This window comes from Candidatus Nitrotoga sp. 1052, from assembly GCF_927312905.1.
Taxonomy (GTDB): domain Bacteria; phylum Pseudomonadota; class Gammaproteobacteria; order Burkholderiales; family Gallionellaceae; genus Nitrotoga.
Window position 1 is genome coordinate 50,151 of record NZ_CAKMHQ010000006.1, and the last position, 25,305, is coordinate 75,455.

Below are 25,305 nucleotides of genomic sequence, written 5' to 3' on the forward strand. Positions count from 1 at the left end.
AAGGTGGCAGTGTGCTGAAATCACTCGTCAAAGCATTGGGGCTAGTTATCGGTTTAGTTTTGTCTGGTTTTTCTTATGCGATTAGCATGGGCGATATTAATGTGGCCAACACCTTGGGTGAGCCCATGAATGTGTTGATAGAACTTGGGACGGCCAGTAAAGATGAAATGAGTAGTCTGTCTGCACGCTTGGCTCCGCCCGAAGTATTCAAAGATGCGGGCCTGGATTATCCATCCGGGTTGCCTCCTTTGAAATTCAAGATTGAAACGAATGCTAATGGCGAACCTTATATTAAGATAACTTCAGTGCAACCGATTAACGAGCCATTCGTTAATCTGTTGGTGGAATTGACTTGGTCATCCGGCAAGCTGTTGCGAGAATACACTTTCCTGCTTGATCCGCCAGGTTATGTTCCCGCACAACCCCCGCCAGCAGAAGTGAAACCAGTAGAGCCGAGCATTGTTGATGTGTCCGAGCTTGAACCCAAAGCCAAAGAAGTGAAGCCATTAGAGCCGAGCATTGTTGATGTGTCCGAGCTTGAACCCAAAGCCAAAGAAGAGATAATCGAATCCCCGTTGCCAAGCACTACATTAATGGTGGATGAAAAGAAAGCTGTTGACGAAATACCTACCGCCGTTATCAAACCCAGTGAAAGTAGCAACGTTGCTTCCGGCGCTATTAAGGTGAAACGCGGCGATACCCTGAGCAAGCTTGCACTTCAAACAAAGCCTTCCGATGTTAGTCTGGAGCGCGCGCTGGTCGCTTTGTATCACGCCAATGCCGACGCATTCGATGGCAAAAATATGAACCGTTTGAAAACAGGCAAAATCCTGCAAATGCCGGAGCAATCCGAGCTGGATAATCAGTCGCAGGTGAAAGCTGTGAAAGAAATCCGCGCACAAGCCGATGATTGGCACGCCTATCGCCAAAAGCTTGCGGCAGCCAGTGGACTTGCTACAGGGGAAGAATCCAAGCAGGAAGCCTCCGGTAAAATTAGTACTACTGTGGCTGATAATGCACCCGCAGCCAAAGAATCCGCGAAGGAGGTAGTGAGATTGTCCAAGGGTGAAGCGCCCGGTGACAAAGCCTCTGCAGGCGGCAATACAAAAACTTTGCAGAACAAGATTCATGCACTGGAAGAAGAAGCGATCTCCAAGAGCAAGGCGCTCCAGGAAAGCAATGAGCGCGTTGTAGCGTTAGAAAAAAACGTCCAAGACTTGCAGCGCCTGATCGATTTGAAGAGTCAGCCACCTGCAGCGCAGGTGAAGCCTGTCCAGAATCCAGTCGAAGGTCAGACCCAACCGGGAGCTATGCCACAAGTCCCTGGTGCTGCTTCACAAGTTGCTATTGTTGCTTCTGAGGTTGCAGCCGTCAGCGCAGTTGCGACCGTCAGCCCGGTGAAACCAGTCAAGCCTATAACCAAACCCAAATTGGTCGCTACGCAACCTTCCTTGCTGGAAGTGATACTTGGTCAACCGCTTTATATGGCGGGCGGAGCGGCTGCGCTGCTGGGACTGATCGGGCTTGGCTATTTGCTGACCCGGCGCGGTAAGGACAGCAGGGGGAAAAATAAACTTGGTGATAAGCCGATTGAGCATATGATAGGTTCTTCTAATCAAACACTTACTCCGGCATCCTCTCCACCGAAAACTGACGATTTTACTAATGCCGTTAGCACGACCAGCGGTGCTAGCCAAGCGCAGACCGATGATTTTGATCCGATCAGCGGGGCAGACTTGTTCCTGAATTTTGGTCGTGATGAGCAAGCGGAAAAAATTCTAAAAGAAGCGCTGATCAAGAATCCGGCTAATCATCAGATTCATCTCAAGCTACTGTCCATTTATGCGAACCGTAAGGACACGCGTTCATTCGCTACCATTGCGCGTCAGTTGCGGGATTCAGGCGATGCGGATGCTTGGGAACAAGCAGCCCTAATGGGCATCAAGCTTGAACCGAACAACCCAATGTACGGGGGCAATGTAAATGCGGCAGTAGGGGAATCATTCGTTGCTCCTCACTCACCCGATGTCATGCTGAATGAGGGCAAGGCAACAAAACCGCCATCTTCTTTGGATTTTGACCTCGATCTCGACTTTAGTGCACCGAAAGCATCAACAGATAGCGCTGAGACGAGTCAGTCGAGCTCTGTCTCAAAGAGTACAGCGATGGATTTTGATGTGACTGCCAGCCATGCAAAATTGCCTGCGTCGAGTACTGGTAAAGTCGAAACGACTCCAATGAATTTAGATGATTTTATTGTAGATGTAACAGCTAATCATGCTCCCTCCCCTGCGATGACTCAAGAAAAAGCGGCAGTGGCTGCTCCTGCGAATGTCAATGAACATATGGATTTCGCGCTGGATTTCCCTATTGCAGATAAGAGTGAGGGTAAGCTTGAGGTTCCCCCTGTAAAAGCTGTGCCCAAGGAAATAATGGATATCGGTCTAGGCGATATCAGTTTGAATCTTGATAAACCTATTGTTCCTGCTCCTGCTCTGTCAGCGGAGGAAAGGGATGCACAATGGCACGACGCCGCTACCAAGCTTGATCTCGCCAAGGCCTATCAGGAAATGGGTGATGTCGCAGGCGCACGTGAAATATTGGAAGAAGTTGTGCGCGATGGGGATGAGCAGCATCGAACGGTTGCTGAAGAATTGCTGCAGCAACTACCTGTTTAATTAAAATATATGCACATCGAACGGCAGCCTGCAATTCGCGGTTGCCGTTTTTTTTGAGTCGACATCCTTCAGCGGGATAGCGGTCATCAGTGTTGCAAATCGTCTGCTTATTTGCATCCGCAATTTAATCTAGTTGAAATAAAGTAATTTCTGCTGACAATCTGCGCAATCGATTTTTTAAAGTCCGGATTTTTAGAAGTGCTCATTACTATTCTTACCGCTAAATGTATTTAAAGGCTCCCCTGATGACGCACCCTTCAGTGCTTATCCTCCTTTGGGTCTGTCTCGTTATTTCAATTCAATCATTGCAAACTACAGGATTGCTGCTTGCAGGTTTTCCGCTGCTAGTATTGGCATACGCTTTGTCCGGTACCCGCTTGATTACACTATTGCGCCGCACGCGCTGGATTATGCTATCACTGCTCTTCATCTATGCCTATGCGACGCCAGGTGTAGCAGTTTGGGCATCGCTTGCACAATTCAGTCCAACACATGAAGGTTTGACCAATGGCCTGCTGCAATTGTGCCGCCTGACATTTACCCTGGCAAGCTTGGCTATTCTGTTAAACCTGTTGCCCCGACAGCAGCTCATTAGCGGTCTATACGTTTTGACTTATCCATTACGATATGTCGGACTGTCTCGCGAGCGCCTGGCAGTTCGCCTGGCGCTAACCTTGCAGTATGCCGAATCCGTTATATGGGATACCACTGGTAATTGGCGCACCAACATCAAACAGATGCTGGCCCCAGCGGAGGTTAATCTGCACAACATCGAACTGTACACCACCCCATTTACAAAGCATGATTGCATGATACTGACTATAGGCTGCGCCCTGCTTGTATTGGTGCTGCTGTGAGAATTGCACTCGGTGTGGAATACGACGGTAGCCAGTATTTCGGCTGGCAAAGTCAAGCCGGTGGCCATACTGTGCAAGATGCACTGCAAGCTGCTTTGAGCGGGATTGCCAACGAACTCATTTCAGTCGTCGCAGCTGGTCGTACCGATACCGGTGTACACGCGCAGGAACAAGTAGTGCACTTTAATACCAACGTAGCAAGGCCGCTGACTGCTTGGGTACGCGGCGTCAATGCCTTGTTGCCGAACAGCATCGCTGTATTGTGGGCACATACTGTGCCGGAGGAATTTCATGCGCGTTTTTCTGCCCAGGCACGTAGTTACCGCTATCTACTTATCAACCGCTCCGTGCGAAATGCCATGCAGCATGGCAAAGCAGGCTGGTTTCATGCGCCACTGAATGTGGAAAAGATGTGTGAAGCCGCACAGTATTTATTGGGAGAGCATGATTTCAGTGCCCTGCGCGCCGCGGAATGCCAAGCCAAATCACCCATAAAAAACTTGGCGCAACTCGACATTCAAAAGCAAGGCGATACGATAATTTTCGATCTCAGCGCCAATGCCTTCCTGCACCATATGGTGCGCAACATCGTTGGTTGTCTGGTATATATAGGAAAGGGCAAGCACCCACCACAGTGGATGCGCGAAGTGCTGGAAGGTCAAGAGCGTAGTCTTGCTGCGCCAACCTTTGCGCCAGATGGCTTGTATCTGCGCCGGATTACTTACGATGCAAAATGGGACTTGCCACAACTTAAGTAGGGTGTGCTGGCGTGCTACATGCGACTGATACCATGTTCATGACGTCATAATTTCCTTGGCTTCTTATGTAAAAATATTCAGGTTGAAATTTTGTCTGTCTCTTACATGCATTACAATGCCGCCTCAATTTTTTATCAGCGCGTTTAATAACTATGGCCCGAATCAAGATTTGCGGCATCACGCGTGTGGAAGATGCGCTGGCCGCCGCATACAGCGGTGCGGATGCGCTCGGACTGGTGTTCTATGATAAAAGTCCGCGTTATGTGACGCCGAAGCAGGCTGCTCAACTGGCGGCTGCGATTCCGCCGTTCGTGACGCTGGTGGGGCTGTTCGTGAATCCCAGCGCAGAAGCGGTGCAAGAGGTATTGCAGCAGGTACCGTTGGATGTGTTGCAGTTTCACGGGGAGGAAGAACCAAAATTCTGCGCGCAGTTCAAACGCCCTTATTTAAAGGCGGTGCGAGTCAAATATGGAGTGGATTTGGTACAATGCGCGGCGCGTTATAAAGATGCACAGGGTTTGCTGCTTGATGCCTTCATCGAAGGTACGCATGGTGGCACGGGAGTATCGTTTGACTGGACACTGATTCCGCACAATTTGCCCCTGCCTGTAGTTTTGTCCGGGGGCTTGCACGTAAATAATGTGGCGGATGCAATCAAGCAGGTGCGGCCTTGGGCAGTGGATGTTTCCAGCGGTGTGGAAGCTGCGAAAGGAATTAAGGATGCAGCGAAAATCGCCGCATTCATCAATGAGGTTAAGAAAATTGGCTTATAACTATCCTGACAGCACGGGTCATTTCGGCCCTTATGGCGGTATTTACGTTGCCGAAACTTTAATGGGCGCGCTGGATGAATTGCGTGCTGCTTATGAGCATTATTCTGCTGACCCTGAGTTCAAGGCTGAGTTTGCCTATGAGCTGAAGCATTATGTCGGGCGGCCCAGCCCGATTTACCACGCACAGCACTGGTCGAAACGGTTAGGTGGTGCGCAGATATATCTGAAGCGTGAGGATCTTAATCATACCGGCGCGCATAAGGTGAATAACACCGTAGGACAGGCGCTGCTGGCTAAGCGCATGGGCAAGCCGCGTGTGATCGCCGAGACCGGCGCGGGCCAGCACGGCGTAGCGACGGCTACCGTGGCGGCACGTTACGGCATGGAATGCGTGGTGTACATGGGCGCGGAGGACATTAAACGTCAGGCCACTAATGTCTATCGCATGAAACTTCTGGGCGCTACTGTAGTGCCAGTTGAGAGCGGTTCCAAAACACTCAAGGATGCACTCAACGAGGCGATGCGCGATTGGGTCACCAACATCGAAAATACTTTCTACATCATCGGCACTGTGGCTGGGCCGCATCCGTATCCGATGATGGTGCGCGATTTTAATTCAGTGGTAAGCAAGGAATGCGTGGTTCAGATGCCGGAATTGGCAGGGCGTCAGCCGGACGCTGTGATCGCCTGCGTGGGCGGGGGCTCGAACGCCATGGGAATTTTTCATTCTTACATCGAAGTGCCTGGTGTGCAGCTTATCGGTGTGGAAGCGGCGGGCAGCGGCATTGCCAGCGGCCATCACGCAGCCGCACTGACTGCGGGCAAGCCGGGCGTGCTACACGGTAATCGTACTTATTTGTTGCAGGATGAGAACGGCCAAATCATTGAAACGCACTCTATTTCCGCCGGGCTGGATTATCCCGGTGTCGGCCCGGAACACGCATGGCTTAAAGACAGTGGGCGCGCGCAATATGTAGCCATTGAGGATAGTGAGGCGTTACAAGCTTTTCATGATCTATGTCATTACGAAGGTATTATTCCGGCGCTGGAATCCAGTCATGCTTTGGCCTATGCGGCCAAGATCGCACCGACGATGGGCCATGATAAAATTCTGTTGGTCAATTTATCCGGACGCGGCGACAAGGACATGGCGACCGTAGCGCGGGTTTCTGGTATTGAACTGTAACCTTTTCTGGAATTACTTTGCAGGTACCTCATGTCACGTATTCAGACCACTTTTGAAAAACTTAAGCAACGCGGCAGTAAGGCACTGATTCCCTTTATTACGGCAGGTGATCCCAATCCGCAAATTACTGTTTCGCTGATGCATGCGCTGGCAGAGGTGGGTGCAGACATCATTGAAATTGGTGTGCCATTTTCCGACCCGATGGCGGATGGCCCAACTATACAGCGCTCTTCAGAGCGAGCACTCAAGCATGGCGTGGCGTTGCATGACGTACTCGATATGGTGGAGAAATTTCGCGCCACGGATGCGAGCACGCCCGTAGTGCTGATGGGTTATGGCAATCCTATCGAGGCTATGGGCTGGGAACGCTTCGCTACGCGCTGCGCGGAAGTGGGAGTAGACGGCGTGCTGACGGTGGATTTTCCGCCGGAAGAAAGCCATGAGGCGTTTGGTCACCTGCATCGCCACGGCGTGGACCCCATCTTTTTGCTTGCACCCACTACATCCGATGCGCGCATCGCGCAGGTAGCCAAACTGGCGCGCGGTTATGTGTATTACGTGTCGCTTAAGGGCGTGACTGGGGCGGGGCATCTGGACTTGTCAGCGATAGAACAGAAAATTCCGCACATTCGACAGTATATCGGCCTACCGATAGGCGTAGGTTTTGGCATCCGTGATGCAGATACAGCGCGAGCAGTCTCAAAATTGTGCGACGGCGTGGTGGTTGGCAGCCGCATCGTGCAGGAAATTGAGGATTCGAACGAAGAGTCTGTCATCCCAAATGTCGCAAGGCTGGTTAAGGAATTGCGCTTGGCAATCAATCAGGCCTAAGGCGTCTCCTGATACTCAAAGTTCCAAGAACCGCTGCGTGAAGTGATTAATGCAGGTAGACGGAAAAGCTGCTTGCAAAGGAATTTCAGGACGCATTTTTCCTCATGGATGCTTATCAAACAAGTGAGGATCGTAAGGTTGGCCGCCTTTTTCACCTCGCGGAAATTCTGCGCAATCATCACGCGACAAATGCAACGTTCGGATTAAGGATTTAAGGAGGATTGCATGAGTTGGTTTCAGAAATTATTGCCCCCAAAAATCAAGCGTAGGGAGTTGGGGGAGGAGAGCAAGAAGAATGTGCCAGAAGGACTGTGGCACAAATGTCCATCATGCCAAGGGGTACTGTACTACTCTGATTTGGAGAAAAACAAAAGTGTTTGCCCCAAGTGCAATCATCACCACCGTGTTACCGCGCGCACTCGGCTGAACTGGCTATTGGATGCGGAGGGGCGTTTCGAGATTGGTGCTGAAGTGCAGCCGCTGGATACGCTGAAATTTAAAGATAGCAGAAAATACAGTGAACGTCTTACGGCGGCGCAGCGTGACACTGGTGAGAGTGATGCGCTGGTGGTAATGCAGGGAAGTGTGCATGCCATTCCGCTGGTGGCGGCAGTATTTGAATTCAGCTTCATGGGAGGCTCCATGGGTTCGGTAGTGGGAGAACGCTTCGTGCGCGGCGTGCAGCTTGCTACCGAACAGAAAGCCCCTTTCGTGTGTTTTGCCTCCAGCGGGGGGGCGCGTATGCAAGAAGGATTGTTGTCGTTAATGCAAATGGCAAAAACCTGTGCCGCATTGACCCAATTGAGTGCAGAAAAACTGCCATTCATTTCGGTGCTGACCGATCCGACCATGGGCGGTGTGTCCGCCAGTTTTGCTTTCATGGGAGACGTGGTAATTGCCGAGCCCGGAGCAATGATCGGCTTTGCCGGTGCACGGGTAATTCAGCAGACGGTGCGCGAGACGCTGCCGGATGGCTTTCAGCGCGCGGAATTTTTGATGGAACATGGCGCTATTGATATGATTGTGGATCGTCGCCAAATGCGCGACCAGCTCGCTACGCTAATTACGCTGCTGACCAAGCAGCCGACGGTCATGGCAGTGGATGGCTCTTGCGCAAACTTTGCCATAGATTAGTGTAGGACTACAATACTCTACGCAATAGATTTGATCATCATTCCAGCCGCTACGACTGCTGACAGAACAGCAAAACTTATTTGCAACTGGGGCCCTGCCAGCCGAGAAGATATTAACTTTCCAACCATCATTCCTGCAAAGGCGCCAGCACAAAACGGTATCGCAACTACCCAGTTCAAGGCACCAGCAGTAGAACTGAACAGGACGCCTGTTAGTGACACCAACGCGATGACTGTCAATGACGTGGCGACGACGGACTGAATGATCAGATCCGTATAGCGTTTTAAAGCTGGAACAATTACAAAGCCACCTCCCACACCCAATAAGCCAGAGAATAATCCCGCAATGCCTCCAGATATTGCCAAGGCGCGTGCACAGCGAGTGGTCCAGACGAACTGGCCGCTATTGGCGTTTCGAACACATGCGAGTTTTTGGATGTTGCCCCCGTCATTATTGGTTGAATGATTCATGGCCTGACGGAAAGTCCGATATGCAATGAAGAACAAGACGATGGAAAACAGAATAGTTAGCCAACGGTTGTCGAGTCTGTGGGCAAGCCATACACCGACAGGCGACAGGAACATGCCGGTAACGGACATCAGCAGTGCCGCTCTATAGCGAACGATACCCGCTTTCAAACCGGCTGCCGCTCCCAAAGCGGCAGCAAGCCCTACGGCTAATAAACCAACCGGCCCTGCTTGGGCAACACTAAGCTGCAGGCCGAATACGAGCAGCGGAACGGCCAATATCCCGCCCCCGGCGCCAGTCAGTGCCATTATTGCGCCAACCGCCAAGCCTAACCCCAGTTCGATTATCATTGTCGCCTCTTATTGAATCGCACGTCGCATATCATAGTAGTCATCGCTATTCGTAAACGCGGCTCTGGGAAAATTTCACTAGACTGCTTTGCGTTTGTGCGCGCTTGAACGCCTATCCTGGATTTCGAAAATCGCCATACCGGCAAGCATGGCGACGACAAAGATCAGTGGCTTGCTCCCACCGATGGCAAGCGAAGCCAACGCCGGGCCAGGGCAATAACCGGTCAAACCCCAGCCGACCCCAAATGCCAGTCCGCCCAAAACTAGTCGCCTGTCGATCTGGCGTGCAGTTGGCAAGCGCATGTCATCACCCAGCAACGCTTTCGAGCGAGTCTTAGCAAAGTGAAACGCGATTGCCGCTATCAGAATGGCACCGCCCATCACGAACACCAACGATGGATTCCATGCGCCAGCAATATCCAGAAAGCCAATCACTTTGGCCGGGTCCGTCATGCCTGACAAGATCAGACCCAGACCAAATATCAAACCTGTGATTAATGCCATTAAAACTTGCATCGTAATCTCCTTAACCAATCAGATGGCGAGTGATAAAGACCGTTACAAAACCGGCCAACATGAACAAGGCAGTAGCTACCATCGAGCGCGGTGAAAGCCGCGAGAGACCACAAACGCCATGTCCACTGGTACAACCTGAACCATAGCGGGTGCCTATCCCCACCAGCAGGCCAGCCACAATCAGAGAAACAGCGTCGGCATCAATCTGAGCCACAGGAAGTGGCGCGGCTACGCTAAAGGCGATAGGCGAAAAAATAAGGCCTGCTATAAATGCGACCCGCCACCCAACATCACCTTTTATCGGTCGTAGCAGCCCACCCAGAATGCCGCTGATGCCCGCGATCCGTCCGTTAAGCAAAAGGAACATTGCTGTAGCAAGACCAATTAGTACGCCACCAGCCAAGGATGTCCAAGGGGTGAAATTTGCCCAGTCGATTGTCATTTCTTTCCTCTTTTACCCGGTTTACAGAATTGCTCGTACAACACTGCCATGACGGCCATCGCTTCCTTGCTGGCAATGGAATAAAAGATCTGTTTGCCGTCTCGACGGGTAGTAACTAACTGTTCTTCACGCAGGACAGTCAATTGTTGAGAAAGTGTCGGCTGCCTAATGTCCAGCAAGTTTTCCAAGTCGCTGACACAATGCTCACCTTGGGTTAACTGGCATAACAATAGCAAGCGGTCTGGGTTGGCCAAGGCCTTTAGAAGCCCGCAAGCGTCAGTCGCGGAAGCGTGCAATGCATTCAGATTAAATTTTTCAATTGTGGCAGCCATCAATTCATCCTTTTATAACAAGAATATTTGTTGCTAATTATACATAAATATATTATATTGTAAAATATATTGTTGATGATCTACTTTACGATCCATATCGTTATTGGAATCGCGTTGATTGCCTTTGCATTCCTGGCAAACGTGGATACAATTTAACGACAAATAGGTGGTATTGAGGCAATCTCGTTGATTACTATATGTGTCTGACTCAACCTGTTAAACAGCTATTTCGAATCAATAGTGGCAAGCAATAATTTTAATTATCTTCTTACCAGAGCAAGTCGCATATTTGCGACGAGATCGTTTGTGAAAAACTCGAGTTAAAGGCACCGCCATGATCTTCCGTCAGATGTTTGAGCCGTTATCAAGTACCTATACCTATTTGCTGGGCTGTGAGGAAACGGGACAAGCTGTCCTCATTGATCCAGTCATCGTCACGGTCGACCGTGATCTTGCCGAAGTCAGACGGCTAGGATTGACGCTGGCCTATAGTCTGGATACCCATATTCATGCAGATCACATCACTGCCGCTCGCGAATTAAAAATAAAAGTAGGAAGCAAGATAGCGATGCCCGCTATAGATCGATTGCCTTGCGCAGATGTGGGGATTGAAGAAGGAACGCCGTTCAACGTGGGTAGCATCCAATTGCAGCCGTTGCATACCCCTGGACATACTGACGGACACTTTGCTTATCTGTCAGGCGACCGGATATTCACAGGTGACTCGTTGCTAATCGAGGGATGTGGCCGCACCGATTTTCAGAACGGCGACGCGGATGCGCTATACAAGAGCGTCAGAGAAAAACTGTTTTCTTTGCCGGACGAGTTTCTTGTTTATCCCGGTCATGATTACAAAGACAGGCGCGTTTCTTCCATAGCGCAGGAAAAGAAACGTAATCCTCGCCTAGGCGATGAGCTCACGCTGGCGCAATTCAAAGATATTATGGCGAACCTCAATTTACCATACCCTAAGTTCATTGATTTTGCAGTGCCGGGAAATAAACTGTGCGGCGTTTGTCCAGATCATCTGCCTGAAAATCTTGAGAAATATTGTGGTCACATGACCGATAGTCCGCAAGGATAACGGGCATGGAATTGAAAAGTTGCACCATGAGTCCTTTTAAGCAAGTTGCAGATGGTGCCTCTCTATCAGGTCACAGCCGCTGAGCAAGCCAGTCGCAGCGACTCAGAAATTTCCCTGAAACATTGTTGCACTATCCTGCCTCCATATATTCACAGGAGAAGACAATGCCTAACCTGATTCAGCAACCCTGACAGCCATACCATCTGCAAGCCTCGAGCTCCGCTACCATTGGCGCAGAAGTGAAAGAATCGCAACGACTAAGATACCAAATAGTCACATCAAAAATGAGTGTTAGTTTGAATAATGCCAATAAAGAAATTGACCGCCACATGTTTAACAACTTTTGTGAACGCGTGCTGCCAGTCACTTTTCGTGACTGGATGAGCAAACGTTGACACTACTTGACGCCTAGTCTGTGTAATAATTATGTAACATAAAATGGCTATAGTTAGGGAAGCTGCTCTGTAGCGAACCTAATATTTGGAGAGAATATGACCAAACTAAATCGTTTTTTTTATATATTTGGGCTTGCCGCCTCGTTGTCGTTAGCAGTCAATGCTTCGGCCGTTAACCTCACCGGCGCAGGCGCCACCTTCCCCTATCCAATTTACGCCAAATGGGCAGATACTTATAAAACCCAAACCGGCATCAGCCTGAATTACCAATCTATCGGTTCCGGCGGGGGCATCAAACAAATTATCGCTAGGACAGTAGATTTTGGCGCCTCAGATATGCCGTTGAAACCCGAAGAGCTGGAAAAGAACGGCCTGATGCAATTCCCGGCAGTGATGGGCGGTGTGGTGCCTGTCATCAACGTAGCCGGAGTTGCAGCCGGGCAGCTCAAACTGGATGGCAAGGTGCTGGCCGACATTTTCCTCGGCAAGATCACCAAGTGGAATGACCCGGCACTAATGGCGCTGAATGTAGGCACTAAACTGCCCAATGAAACCATCACCGTAGTACATCGCTCCGATGGTTCAGGCACCACCTTCATCTTCACCAACTACCTGTCCAAGGTTAGCCCGGAATGGAAATCTGCGGTCGGCGAAGGCACTGCTGTCTCCTGGAAAGCGGGCACTGGCGGCAAAGGCAATGAAGGCGTGGCATCTTATGTGCAGCGCATAAAAAATTCCATCGGTTATGTGGAATATGCTTATGCTCTGCAGAATAAAATGACTTACGCACAACTAAAGAACCATGACGGCCAGTTTGTCAAACCAGATGACACCTCGTTCAAGGCTGCTGCTGCCAACGCTGATTGGGAAAAGGCTCCAGGTTTTTATGAACTGTTGACCAACGAACCAGGCAAAGAAAGCTGGCCCATCACCGGTGCCACTTTCATTCTGATGCACAAGACGCAAGACAAACCTGAAACAGCTAAAGAGGTACTAAAGTTCTTCGACTGGGCTTACAGCAATGGCGGCAAAATGGCTGAGGCTCTGGATTATGTACCCATGCCGGAAAAAGTTCAGCAATTGGTGCGCGCCGCCTGGAAAGCACAGATCAAGGATAACAAGGGCAAGGCTTTCTGGAAATAATAGTCTACTTAAGCGCTCTGGCAGCGTGTGTTTGCAAGATATAATTCTTGCTGGATAAAATTTGAGGGGGCCGGGCTCCCTCAAATTTTGAGCACTTTTAAAAAATCATGCCGACGTTTTTACGTGAAGTACATATGAAGCGCCATAATTTGCTGGACATTCTGTTCCGCAATGTCACTCGCTTGTCTGCATTTGCCGTGCTCATGCTGCTAGTCGCCATAATCGTTTCGTTGATAATCGGCAGCCTACCCTCCATCAAGACGTTCGGTTTCCGGTTTTTAACCAGCGCAGAATGGAATCCGGTCACGGACGAGTTTGGCGCACTCGTTCCGATAGTTGGCACGCTGGTAACCTCTGCCATCGCCTTGCTGATCGCAATCCCGGTCAGTTTCGGCATCGCGCTTTTCCTCACTGAACTGTCACCGCGCTGGTTACGCCGCCCATTGGGCATTGCCATCGAACTGCTGGCTGGTATCCCCAGCATTATTTACGGCATGTGGGGTCTGTTCGTATTTGCGCCACTATTTGCTGACTATGTACAGCCTTGGCTCATTGAAAAACTTGGTCCGCTGCCGATATTTGGGCCTTTGTTTCAGGGCATTCCCATGGGTATAGGTGTGCTCACCGCAGGCATCATTCTTGCCATCATGGTAATTCCCTTTATTGCCTCGGTGATGCGCGATGTGTTCGAAGTTGTTCCTACCCTGCTCAAGGAATCTGCTTATGGCTTGGGCGCTACCACTTGGGAAGTGATGTGGCATGTGGTACTGCCCTATACCAAGATCGGTGTGGCCGGCGGTATTATGCTCGGCTTGGGGCGTGCGTTGGGCGAAACAATGGCGGTCACCTTCGTCATCGGCAATGCACATAAATTGAGTGCCTCACTACTGATGCCGGGTAATAGCATCTCCTCCGCGCTGGCCAACGAATTCAATGAGGCAGTGGGCGAGTTATATACCTCAGCGCTGGTCGAACTCGGACTAATTCTATTCTTAATCACTTTCATCGTGTTGTCGCTGGCGCGTTATATGCTGTATATGCTGACGAAACGCGAGGGATCTACGACCTGATTATGCTGACACTCTACGCACGCCGCCGTCTGATTAATGCCATAGGTCTCGGAATTTCGGCCCTGGCCATGCTGTTCGGCCTGCTCTGGTTGGGCTGGATTTTATGGACGCTACTGGCAAACGGCCTGCCTCAACTATCCATGGCAGTGCTTACCCAGATGACGCCACCACCAAACAGCGCCGGCGGCTTGCTCAACGCCATTGCCGGCAGCCTGATGATGACCTTTCTCGCCGCACTAATTGGCACTCCTATCGGCATACTGGCGGGCACCTATTTGGCGGAATTCGGCCAGCGCGGCTGGTTAGCGCCGACCACGCGCTTCATTAACGACGTATTGCTTTCTGCACCATCTATCGTGATCGGTCTGTTCATATATGAAATGTATGTCATCAAGATTGGGCACTTCTCCGGCTGGGCCGGTGCGCTGGCATTATCCATTTTAGTCATCCCGATCGTCATCCGCACCACCGAAAATATGTTGCGCCTGGTGCCGAATACCTTGCGCGAAGCGGCGGCAGCGCTGGGCGCACCGCAATGGAAGGTGATCAACCTGGTTACTCTGCGCGCTGCACGAGCCGGCATTATTACCGGGGTGCTGCTAGCTGTGGCGCGTATTAGCGGAGAAACCGCACCGCTATTGTTTACCTCGCTGAATAATCAATTTTGGAGCAGCGATATGAATCAGCCCATGGCCAACCTGCCGGTAGTCATTTTCCAATTTGCCATGAGTCCTTACCAGGACTGGCAGAGTCTCGCCTGGGCTGGTGCGCTGCTTATCACTTTCAGCGTGCTCTCGCTCAATATAATGGCGCGAGTCTTATTCCGCCAGAAATCAACAACTTATTAAGGATGCAGACAGATGGGCGCTGAAAAAACTGTTACTCCGAAGCTGGTCGTACGCGACCTGAATTTTTACTACGGGGCTGAGCGCGCCCTCAAGGACATCAACCTGACCATTCCGGAAAAAATGGTGACCGCCTTTATTGGTCCCTCAGGCTGCGGCAAGTCCACCATGCTGCGCACCTTCAACCGCATGTACCAGCTCTATCCGAAGCAAAAAGCTACTGGCGAAGTTCTGCTGGATGGTGAAAATATTCTCGACAAAAAACAGGATCTCAACACACTCCGTGCCAAGATCGGCATGGTATTCCAGAAACCTACTCCGTTCCCAATGTCTATTTATGACAACATTGCTTTCGGTGCGAAACTCTATGAAAACCTTAGCCGCCATGATATGGACGAGCGCGTGGAATGGGCATTGAGGAAAGCAGCGCTCTGGACAGAGGCGAAAGATAAACTAAAACAGAGCGGCACCGGACTTTCCGGCGGTCAGCAACAGCGCTTGTGTATCGCGCGCGCTATTGCTGTCAAACCGCAAATATTGTTGCTCGACGAACCTACCTCTGCGCTAGACCCAATTTCCACCGCACACATCGAAAAGCTGATCGATGAGCTGAAAGCAGAATTCACCATCATCATCGTCACCCACAATATGCAGCAGGCAGCGCGCGTGTCAGACTACACCGCCTATATGTATCTGGGCGACCTGATCGAATTCGGCGATACCAGCACGGTGTTCACCAATCCTAAGCGCAAGGAAACGGAAGATTACATTACAGGCCGATTCGGGTAATCGTTCGCTCCTGATTTGCATCTATAAGAACAATGCTATTAATCTATAGCTACAACATTATTCTGGGGTGAAGAGATTAAAGATTAAATTCTTCGCCAATCAACCCCACGTTACAGAATGAAAACTTCAACTCAGGCATTCTTTAATTTCTGCCCATAACGACTCATAAGCCAAAGCTGCCCGACACTTTGGAGCATAGCTGGCAAGGGCTGCGCGATTAAGTCCCATACGTTCTATATCGCTGGCATAGGGAATAGTAGTGTTAAGCAATCCGGCTAAAGTTTTCGGTGGCTTTTCAACAATAAGCCGGTGCAGCTGTTTGCGTATGTCCACCATGGAAAAAAATGGAAGCACCAGAAGATTATCCAGATTATTTTCTTTGCAAAACTTCAGAATCTGGTCCAACGTTCGCAACGATAAAATCGTAGGAATGGTCGGCACTAACAAGATGTCAGCCGCCTGAAATACGTTTTCGGATACTAGCGAAATACTGGGCGGACAATCCAGAAAAGCAATGTCATAGTCGTCATCCAGACTCTTGAGCAACTTTCGTAATTGCCGCGTGGGTTTTTTTGCATCTTCCAAAAATAAATCCATATTGCGGAAGGAAAAGTCCGCAGGAATAAGGTCGAGATTGGCATAATCAGTTCCCTTGATTAACTCACCCAAACCTTGCTTGCCATCCATCAGCGTTTTAAAGCCTCCTTTTATCTTGGGCTTAACACGAAAATAAAAAGAAGCCGCACCTTGCGGATCCAAGTCCACAACCAATGTGCGGGCACCCTCACGACTTGCCAGATAGGCCAGATTGACGGTCGTTGCGGTTTTACCGACACCCCCCTTAATGTTGTAGCAGGCAATAATCTTCATGAGAGCGTGCTTCCTTTTGGATCTTGGGTTTAAATAGCCTCCTGAAAGCTACACGATTCTTATTTTCTGCGAAGGTCGCAAATCGTGTCTTAAACATTTTGCGTACCTGGCTTTGGCGTTGTTCGAGCGTCTGCAGAATAATATCAATTGCCGCCAACGTACGGTCAGTCGCTCCGCTTTCGGATTTCATCTGGGCCCTGAATGTTGCCAATGATGCGATTTGAACATGAATATCCTGATATTCTCCGAGTTGATTTTGAAGAAACTTCAGCGCTTTAATTAACTGCTTGATCTCATCCGATGGATAGAGGCTTTGAAAAAATTCCATCAAGTAACGCAGTTTTTTGCATGACTTGCGTAGTTCATGCAAATCTTCGGGGGGGCTGCTCGCATTGATAGCCTCACCTTCTTTAATGACACGTCGAACCATGCGCCATATTCGCTGATTTGCTACATCAAACGTTGAACAGTGGGCATTAGGAAGTGTAGTTCGTGCTGGTAATGGAGCTTTCAAGTACACTAGCCAAGCAGCTATCATTTTTCTATAACGCGCTGACTCTAGATGCATAACTAACTTTTTATGTTCGATTATCCGATGTTCTCCCAGAAAATAATAAAGTGGGTCAAGATCATCCCTGACAGGTAGCGGCAGGCTATTTTTGTAAGCTCCGAAATTTAACAGATAGACATCGAGGTCACGGGTTGGGCCAGTTATTTCTCCTAGCCATGCAAATTTTCGACTAAATCGATCCCACATTTTATGTGGCAAAACACCTCTTATTTGCCCTAAAGCCGAACGACTCCGTCGTACAGCGACGCGGAAGTCATGGAGAAACTCTGTATCCAAATCAGCTCTTATGCCCCACTCATTAGCTTTCATAATCTCAAGCAGGCGCAACAAAATGTTGCGCATCACCACCTCGATATGTGTCTCCGGACGCAGCTTTAAATTCAAATCGGAAGAATATGCTCCAGGCTGTAATTCAACTGCTGCCATTGCCCTTTGTACCATACCCTGGTTATCAACTTTAAGAGCCAACTGTTGATTGATTACTTGTAAAACTTCTTTAAAAACGGTGCCATAACCTTTCACTGATTCTACGTACAATATGGCAGGAAGCTTGCGTGGCTTGGATTCGGTCGATCCCAAAATTCGATTTTCTTCGATACCTAGCCGGGCGACCGTTTTTTTTTCCTTATTCAGCACTATCAGGCCATGAACCATACAGTTCATGCGAAGAAGGGGCAACAAGGCACGCATTTCCAGTATAGGCTCCAGACGTTCGCGCAGATCACAATCAGGCAGATCCCAAGCAAATCGGACCATGTTATTGATTGAGGTGTTGCCATAAATTTCATTGGACACAAAGTTGCGCCAACGCAATGCAAAGCCACCAGTTCCGGATTCCTTTTCAATAACGCCACCGGCACAATAAATTCGCCAGTCAAAACTATCAAAGTAGGTACGCTGCAACACGTGGGTATGCAATTCCTCACAATGCATGCATGTGAGAAATTTATTTTTAATGTCCGATATTTTTATGTCAGCCGGAATGACAAAACTCATCCGATGAACTGTGGTGCTCACCCTTTGTACGGACATGATTTTCTTTGAATATTGGTCATTTTGGAGTATTTATATGACTAAAGAAGAGTGGGTACACAGATCCATGATGATAGATTGCAATATGCCATATGCCATATGCATGTAATTCTCTGCCTTGCCGCCTGGAATATTCAGTCGAACATCAGCCCGATTTTTACTGGACTTTATTTTGCATGAGAGTAGCCGCTATAAAACTTATAGCCTCGGTCAGCCTTGCTTCTATCTTCAGGCTGCAAAGCAATTGATTTCCGCAATTCTCGGGCCAGATCGAACAGTGACGCAGGGGCTCCTGACTTCAATTCCAATTCAACTTCGCAAATCGGAACCTGTTTATTTTTTGCCTGTATTTCGCCTGCATCCAATGCCAGCTCAATTAAACCGTTAGGAAGCTCCATTAGCCAGATCGTGCGCCAGAAATCCGTTACAAATATCGGTATTAACCTGTTTTGGATATCCGGCGTAAAAAAACTGTGCCATGGTGATACTGATAGCTTGTCAAAATCCGGCATGCCACCAGTAACAGGCACTTCCCATTCAGGACGTTGATGCAGCCCACCCTCTACATTGCCGCTACCTTTCACGGTCTGAATCCAGTGTCCACCAGCCTGACGTAAACGCAGGGCAATCCGCTGGCGCATAAGCTCAAGATCCGGCGTATCAAAGTAAATGCTGTGAAGCTTTTGCCTCAACGGCCCGGATTTGCACGCCGACTTAAGCAGTGGGTGCTGCAATAACTGGGGGATGTTTGCGCTATCAATGAGTAGCTTCAATTCAATTTCAGTATGCATAAGCGTAGTACGGAATATTTTAAGTCACAAATATTTGCAGGTATAAAGCTATGTTTTAACAGCAGTTACATAAAAATATTAACTGGTTACTGAAAAACTGACTCCTACTGCCTTCCATTCTTTGATCTCAGCTTGCAACGCATTTTCTGTGAGCGGATTTTGCTCAATCCAATATTTATCAAGTTTGATGCGATACTCATTGCCGCTTTTTTTCAATTGCATTTCAGGCAAGGTTACATCCGTACGACTACGACAAAACAAAACCGCCAGACGCAATGCTAATATTGCGCTCCAATCCTGTATTATTCCCGACAAGTTTGGCACCTTGGAAAGCGACCCGCGTTGCGCTCTTACTTGCAACCCAAGCTGAAACTGTTCCATTTTAGAAAAACCCGGCATATCAGCGTTTTCCAAAATGTAAGCTGCATGTTTGTGATAACCACTATGTGCGATGGAAATACCTATTTCATGCAACCTGGCCACCCATTGCAACTGCTGCTGCGCAGCGTCAACATCAACATCAACATCAACGTCATAGCCCTGCGCCACTTGCTTGAAAAACGACAACGATAAATCCTCCACACGTTTGGCTTGTAATGGATCAATATGGTAACGTCGCATGAATTGGCTCACGGTGACATCGCGCATATCCTGATGATGCAAACGACCCAACAGGTCATATAACACCCCTTCTTTGAGGGCGGCGCCCGCTACGCTCATATGCTGAATATTCAATTCAGTGAAAACTGCCGACATAATGGCGAATCCACCAGGCAGAACAGGAATGCGATCCGGTTTAAGGCCAAGTGCATCCAGCCGCTTGCATTCTCCTGCTTTCAGTAACATGGAACGCAATTTTGCCAGCCCCTCTGCCGTTATACCTTCATTGCTCCAATCGTTTTGCTTTAACAAATCTGCCAACGCACGTGCTGTACCAGATGACCCGATCGCTTCTTGCCAATTTCCGCCGGAAAACTCAAAACGAATTGTTTGTAGCTCCATGCGCGCAGCGAGTTCCGCCTGCCGCATGGCATCTTTAGTAATTTTACCGTCGCCAAAAAAACGCTTGCTATAACTGACGCATCCCATATACAAACTTTCCATTCGAAGCGGCTCCAATCCCTCGCCAATCACGCATTCGGTAGAGCCACCGCCGATATCAACCACCAACCTATGATTTTGCGATGGTGGCATGCCATGTGCCACGCCCAGATAAATTAACCGCGCCTCCTCTCGGCCAGCGATTACTTCGATCGGAAAACCCAAGGCATCTTCTGCTTTTTCAAGAAAAGCGGATGCATTTTTAGCCAGCCTGAAAGTATTCGTACCTACCGCCCTTACAGCATGGATTGGCAAGCCACGTAAGCGCTCGCCAAAACGCTTAAGGCATGCAAGGGCACGTAGTTGGGACTCGTCGTCCAGAAATTTGTCCGGCGTTAGCCCTGCAGCCAGACGTACCGTTTCCTTCAAGGAATCGAGTGGATATATCTGATCTTCCACCACTCGCGCGACTTGTAGCCGGAAGCTATTGGAACCCAAATCCACTGCGGCAATGGTATCGTATGCTTGCACAGTAATTACCTATCAATACAAGGTTAGCCACTTACTCGGTGTGGTACATATAGCTTATAAAATTTTAGTATATTCTGGCACGGAAGATTGCAATCATTTTTCCATCGCCTACATTTTTTTCGCCATTTGCAATAAGGTTCTTCACGTCCATCGGTTTGTCAAAGGCAGCATTTGAATAATGGCATAGTCAATCTGCAGTAATGCGACAAAAACCGTTGAACAATGACATTTTGCTTCGGGACAACAGAACATTGTAACAACTGCTCAATGTTTCGTTGGCCGACCTGTTTTGAGTATTTCCACTTGCCCTACAACATTAACCAACTCAGAATCAGACAGCTTTGACAAGCAAAGCAACCCCGCTCGCAGCAATTCACTTTTCTTCACATGAACACCAGCCAGCAGGCACTTCCTCTTTAATGCGGCGAACTGCGAATAATCATTTTCTGGCATGCTGAAGCTATCACGCACCATTTTAATTTTTTTAGGCTTATCCGCCTTTGATAACTTCCCCGTTTTAACTATTTTAGAAGGTGTTACATCAGATTTTGCGACAGGATTTTTGTTTGCCATTTTGGCCGTCACCTGTGTGGGAATCACGGCTTTAACCGCTGGAGCAGGCTTAGGCTTATTACTTGCTGCCACTTTAGTTGGCAACGATCTCGTAGCAGTTTTAGATTTAGAAACAGGTTTGGATTTAACAGCATTTTTTGCTTTTGTCGTCATGGCTCGCTCCAAATTAAATGAGAATTCTAAAAAATAGTTACCGGTGCAGATTTGGATAATAACATTACTTTATAAACAGTTTATATTAATATCTCCGGGTTCAATTCCCCATCCCTTGGGGCGAAGGCTGGCTGAAAGCCGGCAGCTTGGAGAGCGGTGTTAATCCCCCGCTGCTCGCGGCGGGGTGCTTTATTTAGTTGGATTAATCTGCAAGGTTACATATCGATTATTGAAGTCGTTGACGTATGCTCTGTGAAAGTCGCGCCTGCCAATCTAACGGTGGCTTTGGAAAGCCTGCACGTTGAGGTGTGCCCCAGACCGGGTTGGGAAAGTGTTTGTCGAGGGCATAGCGCGGAATGATGTGCCAGTGCAAGTGCGGTGTTAGGTTGCCGAGGCTGGCAAGGTTAATTTTGTCGGGCTGCATAACTTCACGCAGCGCGCTTTCCACGGCAAATACCGCATCCATGAAAGCATGCCGTTCGCCATCATTCAAGTCCGTCATTTCCTTGACATGGCGGTTCCATATCACGCGACAGAATCCGGGATAATCGGCATCCTCGATCAGCACCACGCGACAAAGCTCGCCGCGCCATAGCAGGGTTTCGCTCGTTGTTTTACAGAGTTCACAGTTCATCATTTTTTCGTGAATATATTGTCAGCGATATAGAGGCAGTGCGGCGATGCGTCGCTCGATTTCGTTGGTCATTTTTATATAAGCCGGGCTGCCGATGCCGCCATAGCGGCGTTTGAATTCGCTTTCCTGCACATACTCTGGTAAATCCTTCACTTCCGGCATGATGTCGGATTCGCGCAGCCCAGCAGTAAGTTGCTGCTGCACTTTTTGCGCGCCACTCTCACTTGTTGTGGCAAGCTCGCCGAAACGTGTGCCGGCACGATCAGCGGCGATATCATTGAAGCTGAAGCCGCTGCCACCGTGAGAATCCTTGATCTCCTTGTACAAGCCGATAACATCCGACAGCGGGCTGCCAGCAGTAGAGGCGAGTGCCGCAGAAATCGTGAAATGCTGAGAAAAGTCACTGCGTCCGCCTAGGGTCACATTGCGCGAAGTCGGCTTTGGCCATTGCATGGCAGCCGGAATAATGGCACCAAGCCCTTTGCCGTTTACGTAAAACGCCATAACGATAATCGCGGCGCGATTTTCCGCCGCCGGATCGCCGCCGTTTGTACGCTGTTTGGCGAGCTCGAACAGCGCTCGCATCAGTTCATTGAACCGCAGTTTACGTTTTGAGCCAAGTTTGCCGGTCAGCTCGACCAGTCGTTCGTGATACGCCTTTAGTCGCTCCTGCTCCTTGGGCGGCACCAGCAAGGCCTTAAGCTGATTGGGCAGCGCTTCGTTCCATTCGAAGACGATGCGCAGCATCTCATTGTTTGTGCTCACATTCTTGATGACATCGGCAGCTGCTCCATAGTCCTCGCTGGCTTGCAACTGCTTAATGCCAAACTGTAGTAGCCCGTCTGCAATAAACGCGGGCACCGGTAACTTGCCAATACGCAGATACTCAAATCGTGGTAGTGCTTTCGTTTCGCGAAATTTGGCGTCGATATTGAGATAGCGCCCGATTGGATTGGGCGGCAATTCGACAGTTGCGCGCACTCTGGCCATGCCTTGCTGTAAATCTATATTGGAGCTGCTCTTGCCGTAGCTGTTGGCAAGATAATTGACAACAAGGTCGAGATCTTCTTGACTAATAGTAATGGTGCGCAGTACTCCTGCTTTCATTTTGCGCGGATCGTTACGAGACAGTATGTGTTTGGCGCGGTCGATATGAGCTGGAGTAAATTGGGCTATACCAGTGACGAGCGGTTGTTTTTCGACACTTAAATAAATTACAGATAGCAGCGCCAACAAGACAACGATGATCAGTATTAATAGAAACCGTATTCGCATTCTTTTGTCCGCATTTCTTTATTTTTACTCTGTTACAAAAGTGCAAAAATTTGTGCCAAGTAAAATCGGTACCACAGCTGCATTATCTTAATATTAATGCAGCTGTGGTACCGATTTTACTTGTGTAACCATGGGCGCATCAGCAATGTTGCCCAGTTGTTCAAATGCTTAGTGTTTGGCCGTCTGGTGGCAGGATATGGCGTGCAAGCATACCCTGCCAAACAGCAATTCAGAGCTAGCTGCCGCTCATCTCCAGCATCAGCTGATTAATACGTTTCACGAAGCTGGCTGGATCGTCGAGCTGACCACCCTCGGCTAGCAAGGCTTGGTCAAATAATACTGAGGCCCAGTCATCAAACTTTTTCTCTTCGGCTTTCAGGCGTAACACAACCGGATGCTTGGGGTTAATCTCGAGGATAGGCTGCGACACTGGCGCCTTCTGCCCTGATGCCTTCAGTAGACGAGCCAGGTTGGCGTTTATGTCATGAACGTCCGCTACTAGGCAGGCTGGCGAATCGGTCAGTCGGTGAGTCACGCGTACCTCTTTAACGCGCTCGCTAAGGCTGGCTTTAATCTTGTCAGTTAGTTCCTTGAATGCACCGGCATCTTTTTCTTGTTCCTGTTTCTCTGCTTCATCTTCGAGTTTGCCGAGATCAAGTCCCCCTTTTGCAACAGACACCAACGGCTTACCCTCGAATGCGGATAAATTACTCACCACCCATTCATCTACGTGATCGGTCAGCAAAAGCACTTCAATGTCTTTTTTGCGAAATACTTCCAAATGCGGACTATTTTTCGCGGCATTAAAAGTATCAGCGGTGATGTAGTAAATCTTGTCCTGACCTTCCTTCATGCGACTAATGTAATCGGCCAGAGAAACGGTTTCTCCTGGCGAATTAGTATGAGTAGAAGCGAGGCGCAGCAAGCCAGCGATCTTGTCTTTATTAGCGAAGTCTTCGCCCACTCCTTCCTTCAGCACGCGGCCAAATACATCCCAGAACTTGGTATATTTCTCTGGGTCCTTAACGGCCATGTCTTCCAGCAGACCAAGCACTTTTTTCGTGCAGCCGGAACGGATTGCTTCGATGTCCTTCGATTCTTGCAGAATCTCGCGCGATACGTTGAGCGGGAGATCATTGGTATCAACCACACCGCGCACAAAGCGCAGGTAATGCGGCATTAGTTGGGTGGCATCATCCATGATGAAGACGCGGCGTACATACAGCTTAATGCCGTGACTCGCATCGCGCTCCCACAGATCAAAGGGTGCCCTGGCCGGTATATATAGCAACAAAGTGTATTCCTGGCGTCCCTCTACACGCGCATGAGTCCATGCCAGCGGGTCTTCATAATCATGGCCTACATGTTTGTAAAAACCCTTGTACTCATCATCGCTGATCTCGGTTTTGGGGCGCGCCCACAGCGCAAAAGCTTGATTGATTGTCTCCTCTTCCTCCAGCACCTGCTGTGCGTTGTCTTTCCATTCCTCCTTTTTCATCAAGATAGGCTGAACGATATGGTCCGAATACTTGTGGATAATGGTGCGCAACTTTGTGCCATTTAGCAGGTCTTCCTGCCCTTCGCGCAGATGCAGGGTAATAGCCGTACCCCGCGTGGCCCGCTCGACCATCTCAATGGCAAATTCTCCTCCACCGTCGGATTCCCAGCTTACACCTTGATCGATTTTTTCACCGGCACGGCGCGTTAACACGCTCACCTTGTCGGCGACAATAAAAGCCGAATAAAAACCCACGCCAAACTGACCGATAAGATTTGCATCCTTCTGCTGGTCTCCAGAAAGCTGAGTAAAGAATTCGCGCGTGCCGGATTTGGCAATAGTGCCGAGGTTGTTGATGACCTCGTCGCGGCTCATACCAATGCCATTGTCGCTAATGGTCAGCGTTTTTGCCTCTTTGTCGTAGCTGACATGGATAGTCAGCTCGGAATCATTCTCAAACAACGCTGAGTTATGCAGCCCCTCGAAGCGCAGCTTGTCGCAGGCATCGGACGCATTGGATATCAGCTCCCGCAGGAAAATTTCTCGATTCGAATATAGCGAATGAATCATCAATTGCAGTAGTTGCTTTACCTCGGCTTGAAAGCCCATGGTTTCACGATTGCTGGTTACATTTTCGGTCATTACTCTCTCCGTTATTTTTTAGACAGGACGCACGCATAGGTTG

The 25,305-nt window shown here is 49.3% G+C and carries 24 protein-coding genes; 12 read left to right on the forward strand and 12 right to left on the reverse strand.

The features are described 5' to 3' along the window. Positions 1-11: 11 nt before the first annotated feature. From MJ768_RS00805 to accD, 7 genes are all read left to right on the forward strand, one after another. The gene (locus MJ768_RS00805; RefSeq protein ID WP_239287358.1) at positions 12-2,678 is read left to right on the forward strand and encodes a FimV/HubP family polar landmark protein; all 2,667 of its coding nucleotides are present in this window, start codon (positions 12-14) and stop codon (positions 2,676-2,678) included. Positions 2,679-2,923: 245 nt separating this feature from the next. Beyond that, positions 2,924-3,535 (forward strand): energy-coupling factor transporter transmembrane protein EcfT, encoded by a 612-nt coding sequence (locus MJ768_RS00810; protein WP_239287360.1) that lies wholly within the window; start codon positions 2,924-2,926, stop codon positions 3,533-3,535. Continuing rightward, positions 3,532-4,293 carry a tRNA pseudouridine(38-40) synthase TruA gene (gene truA / locus MJ768_RS00815; protein ID WP_239287362.1) on the forward strand — a complete coding sequence of 254 codons (762 nt, stop codon included), beginning with the start codon at positions 3,532-3,534 and terminating at the stop codon, positions 4,291-4,293. Before MJ768_RS00810 ends, truA begins: the two co-directional genes overlap by 4 nt. Before the next feature lie 152 nt (positions 4,294-4,445). Beyond that, the gene (locus tag MJ768_RS00820) at positions 4,446-5,066 is read left to right on the forward strand and encodes a phosphoribosylanthranilate isomerase (RefSeq protein WP_239287364.1); all 621 of its coding nucleotides are present in this window, start codon (positions 4,446-4,448) and stop codon (positions 5,064-5,066) included. Next, positions 5,041-6,252: a tryptophan synthase subunit beta gene (gene trpB / locus MJ768_RS00825; RefSeq protein WP_239287366.1), complete on the forward strand. Its 1,212-nt coding sequence runs from the start codon at positions 5,041-5,043 to the stop codon at positions 6,250-6,252. The genes MJ768_RS00820 and trpB overlap by 26 nt, the downstream gene beginning before the upstream one ends. 30 nt (positions 6,253-6,282) lie before the next feature. Next, the gene (trpA, locus tag MJ768_RS00830; RefSeq protein ID WP_239287368.1) at positions 6,283-7,083 is read left to right on the forward strand and encodes a tryptophan synthase subunit alpha; all 801 of its coding nucleotides are present in this window, start codon (positions 6,283-6,285) and stop codon (positions 7,081-7,083) included. Positions 7,084-7,308: 225 nt separating this feature from the next. Further along, complete coding sequence (accD, locus tag MJ768_RS00835; RefSeq protein ID WP_239287370.1) at positions 7,309-8,217, forward strand: acetyl-CoA carboxylase, carboxyltransferase subunit beta; 909 nt, start codon at positions 7,309-7,311, stop codon at positions 8,215-8,217. Between the two features lie 17 nt (positions 8,218-8,234). Here the strand turns inward: accD and MJ768_RS00840 are convergent, their stop codons facing one another. The 4 genes from MJ768_RS00840 to MJ768_RS00855 all read right to left on the reverse strand — a co-directional run bounded on the left by MJ768_RS00840 (position 8,235) and on the right by MJ768_RS00855 (position 10,325). Then, positions 8,235-9,035, reverse strand: a complete 801-nt coding sequence (locus tag MJ768_RS00840) for a sulfite exporter TauE/SafE family protein (protein ID WP_239287372.1) — start codon at positions 9,033-9,035, stop codon at positions 8,235-8,237. Between the two features lie 78 nt (positions 9,036-9,113). Continuing rightward, positions 9,114-9,551 carry a YeeE/YedE family protein gene (locus tag MJ768_RS00845; RefSeq protein WP_239287374.1) on the reverse strand — a complete coding sequence of 146 codons (438 nt, stop codon included), beginning with the start codon at positions 9,549-9,551 and terminating at the stop codon, positions 9,114-9,116. A gap of 10 nt (positions 9,552-9,561) precedes the next feature. Further along, a complete protein-coding gene (locus MJ768_RS00850; RefSeq protein ID WP_239287376.1) occupies positions 9,562-9,993 on the reverse strand; it encodes a YeeE/YedE family protein in 432 nt (143 codons plus the stop codon). Then, positions 9,990-10,325, reverse strand: a complete 336-nt coding sequence (locus tag MJ768_RS00855; RefSeq protein ID WP_239287378.1) for an ArsR/SmtB family transcription factor — start codon at positions 10,323-10,325, stop codon at positions 9,990-9,992. The genes MJ768_RS00850 and MJ768_RS00855 overlap by 4 nt, the downstream gene beginning before the upstream one ends. A 334-nt stretch (positions 10,326-10,659) precedes the next feature. Here MJ768_RS00855 and MJ768_RS00860 point away from each other — a divergent pair, with 334 nt between their 5' ends. The 5 genes from MJ768_RS00860 to pstB all read left to right on the forward strand — a co-directional run bounded on the left by MJ768_RS00860 (position 10,660) and on the right by pstB (position 15,651). After that, entirely contained in the window at positions 10,660-11,409 is a 750-nt protein-coding gene (locus MJ768_RS00860; protein ID WP_239287379.1) for an MBL fold metallo-hydrolase, read from the forward strand. A 491-nt stretch (positions 11,410-11,900) separates the two neighbouring features. Then, entirely contained in the window at positions 11,901-12,947 is a 1,047-nt protein-coding gene (pstS, locus tag MJ768_RS00865; protein WP_239287380.1) for a phosphate ABC transporter substrate-binding protein PstS, read from the forward strand. A gap of 107 nt (positions 12,948-13,054) precedes the next feature. Next, complete coding sequence (gene pstC, locus MJ768_RS00870) at positions 13,055-14,017, forward strand: phosphate ABC transporter permease subunit PstC (RefSeq protein WP_445082952.1); 963 nt, start codon at positions 13,055-13,057, stop codon at positions 14,015-14,017. Positions 14,018-14,019: 2 nt separating this feature from the next. Beyond that, entirely contained in the window at positions 14,020-14,865 is an 846-nt protein-coding gene (gene pstA / locus MJ768_RS00875) for a phosphate ABC transporter permease PstA (RefSeq protein ID WP_239287382.1), read from the forward strand. Positions 14,866-14,877: 12 nt separating this feature from the next. Beyond that, positions 14,878-15,651, forward strand: coding sequence for a phosphate ABC transporter ATP-binding protein PstB (pstB, locus tag MJ768_RS00880; protein WP_239287383.1), 774 nt, complete (start codon positions 14,878-14,880; stop codon positions 15,649-15,651). A 126-nt stretch (positions 15,652-15,777) separates the two neighbouring features. Here pstB and MJ768_RS00885 read toward each other — a convergent pair whose 3' ends face one another. The 8 genes from MJ768_RS00885 to htpG form a co-directional block, all read right to left on the reverse strand. After that, the gene (locus MJ768_RS00885) at positions 15,778-16,521 is read right to left on the reverse strand and encodes a ParA family protein (RefSeq protein WP_239287384.1); all 744 of its coding nucleotides are present in this window, start codon (positions 16,519-16,521) and stop codon (positions 15,778-15,780) included. Continuing rightward, positions 16,493-18,124 carry a CHAD domain-containing protein gene (locus MJ768_RS00890; RefSeq protein ID WP_239287385.1) on the reverse strand — a complete coding sequence of 544 codons (1,632 nt, stop codon included), beginning with the start codon at positions 18,122-18,124 and terminating at the stop codon, positions 16,493-16,495. The genes MJ768_RS00885 and MJ768_RS00890 overlap by 29 nt, the downstream gene beginning before the upstream one ends. A gap of 167 nt (positions 18,125-18,291) precedes the next feature. Continuing rightward, positions 18,292-18,897 (reverse strand): CYTH domain-containing protein, encoded by a 606-nt coding sequence (locus tag MJ768_RS00895; protein ID WP_239287386.1) that lies wholly within the window; start codon positions 18,895-18,897, stop codon positions 18,292-18,294. Positions 18,898-18,993: 96 nt separating this feature from the next. Next, positions 18,994-20,487 carry an exopolyphosphatase gene (ppx, locus tag MJ768_RS00900; RefSeq protein WP_239287387.1) on the reverse strand — a complete coding sequence of 498 codons (1,494 nt, stop codon included), beginning with the start codon at positions 20,485-20,487 and terminating at the stop codon, positions 18,994-18,996. A 264-nt stretch (positions 20,488-20,751) separates the two neighbouring features. Continuing rightward, entirely contained in the window at positions 20,752-21,213 is a 462-nt protein-coding gene (locus MJ768_RS00905) for a hypothetical protein (protein WP_239287389.1), read from the reverse strand. Between the two features lie 226 nt (positions 21,214-21,439). Further along, a complete protein-coding gene (locus tag MJ768_RS00910) occupies positions 21,440-21,850 on the reverse strand; it encodes an HIT family protein (protein ID WP_239287391.1) in 411 nt (136 codons plus the stop codon). 18 nt (positions 21,851-21,868) lie between these two features. Further along, positions 21,869-23,122, reverse strand: a complete 1,254-nt coding sequence (locus MJ768_RS00915; protein ID WP_239287392.1) for a YfiM family protein — start codon at positions 23,120-23,122, stop codon at positions 21,869-21,871. Between the two features lie 235 nt (positions 23,123-23,357). Next, the gene (htpG, locus tag MJ768_RS00920) at positions 23,358-25,262 is read right to left on the reverse strand and encodes a molecular chaperone HtpG (protein ID WP_239287393.1); all 1,905 of its coding nucleotides are present in this window, start codon (positions 25,260-25,262) and stop codon (positions 23,358-23,360) included. Positions 25,263-25,305: the final 43 nt, after the last annotated feature.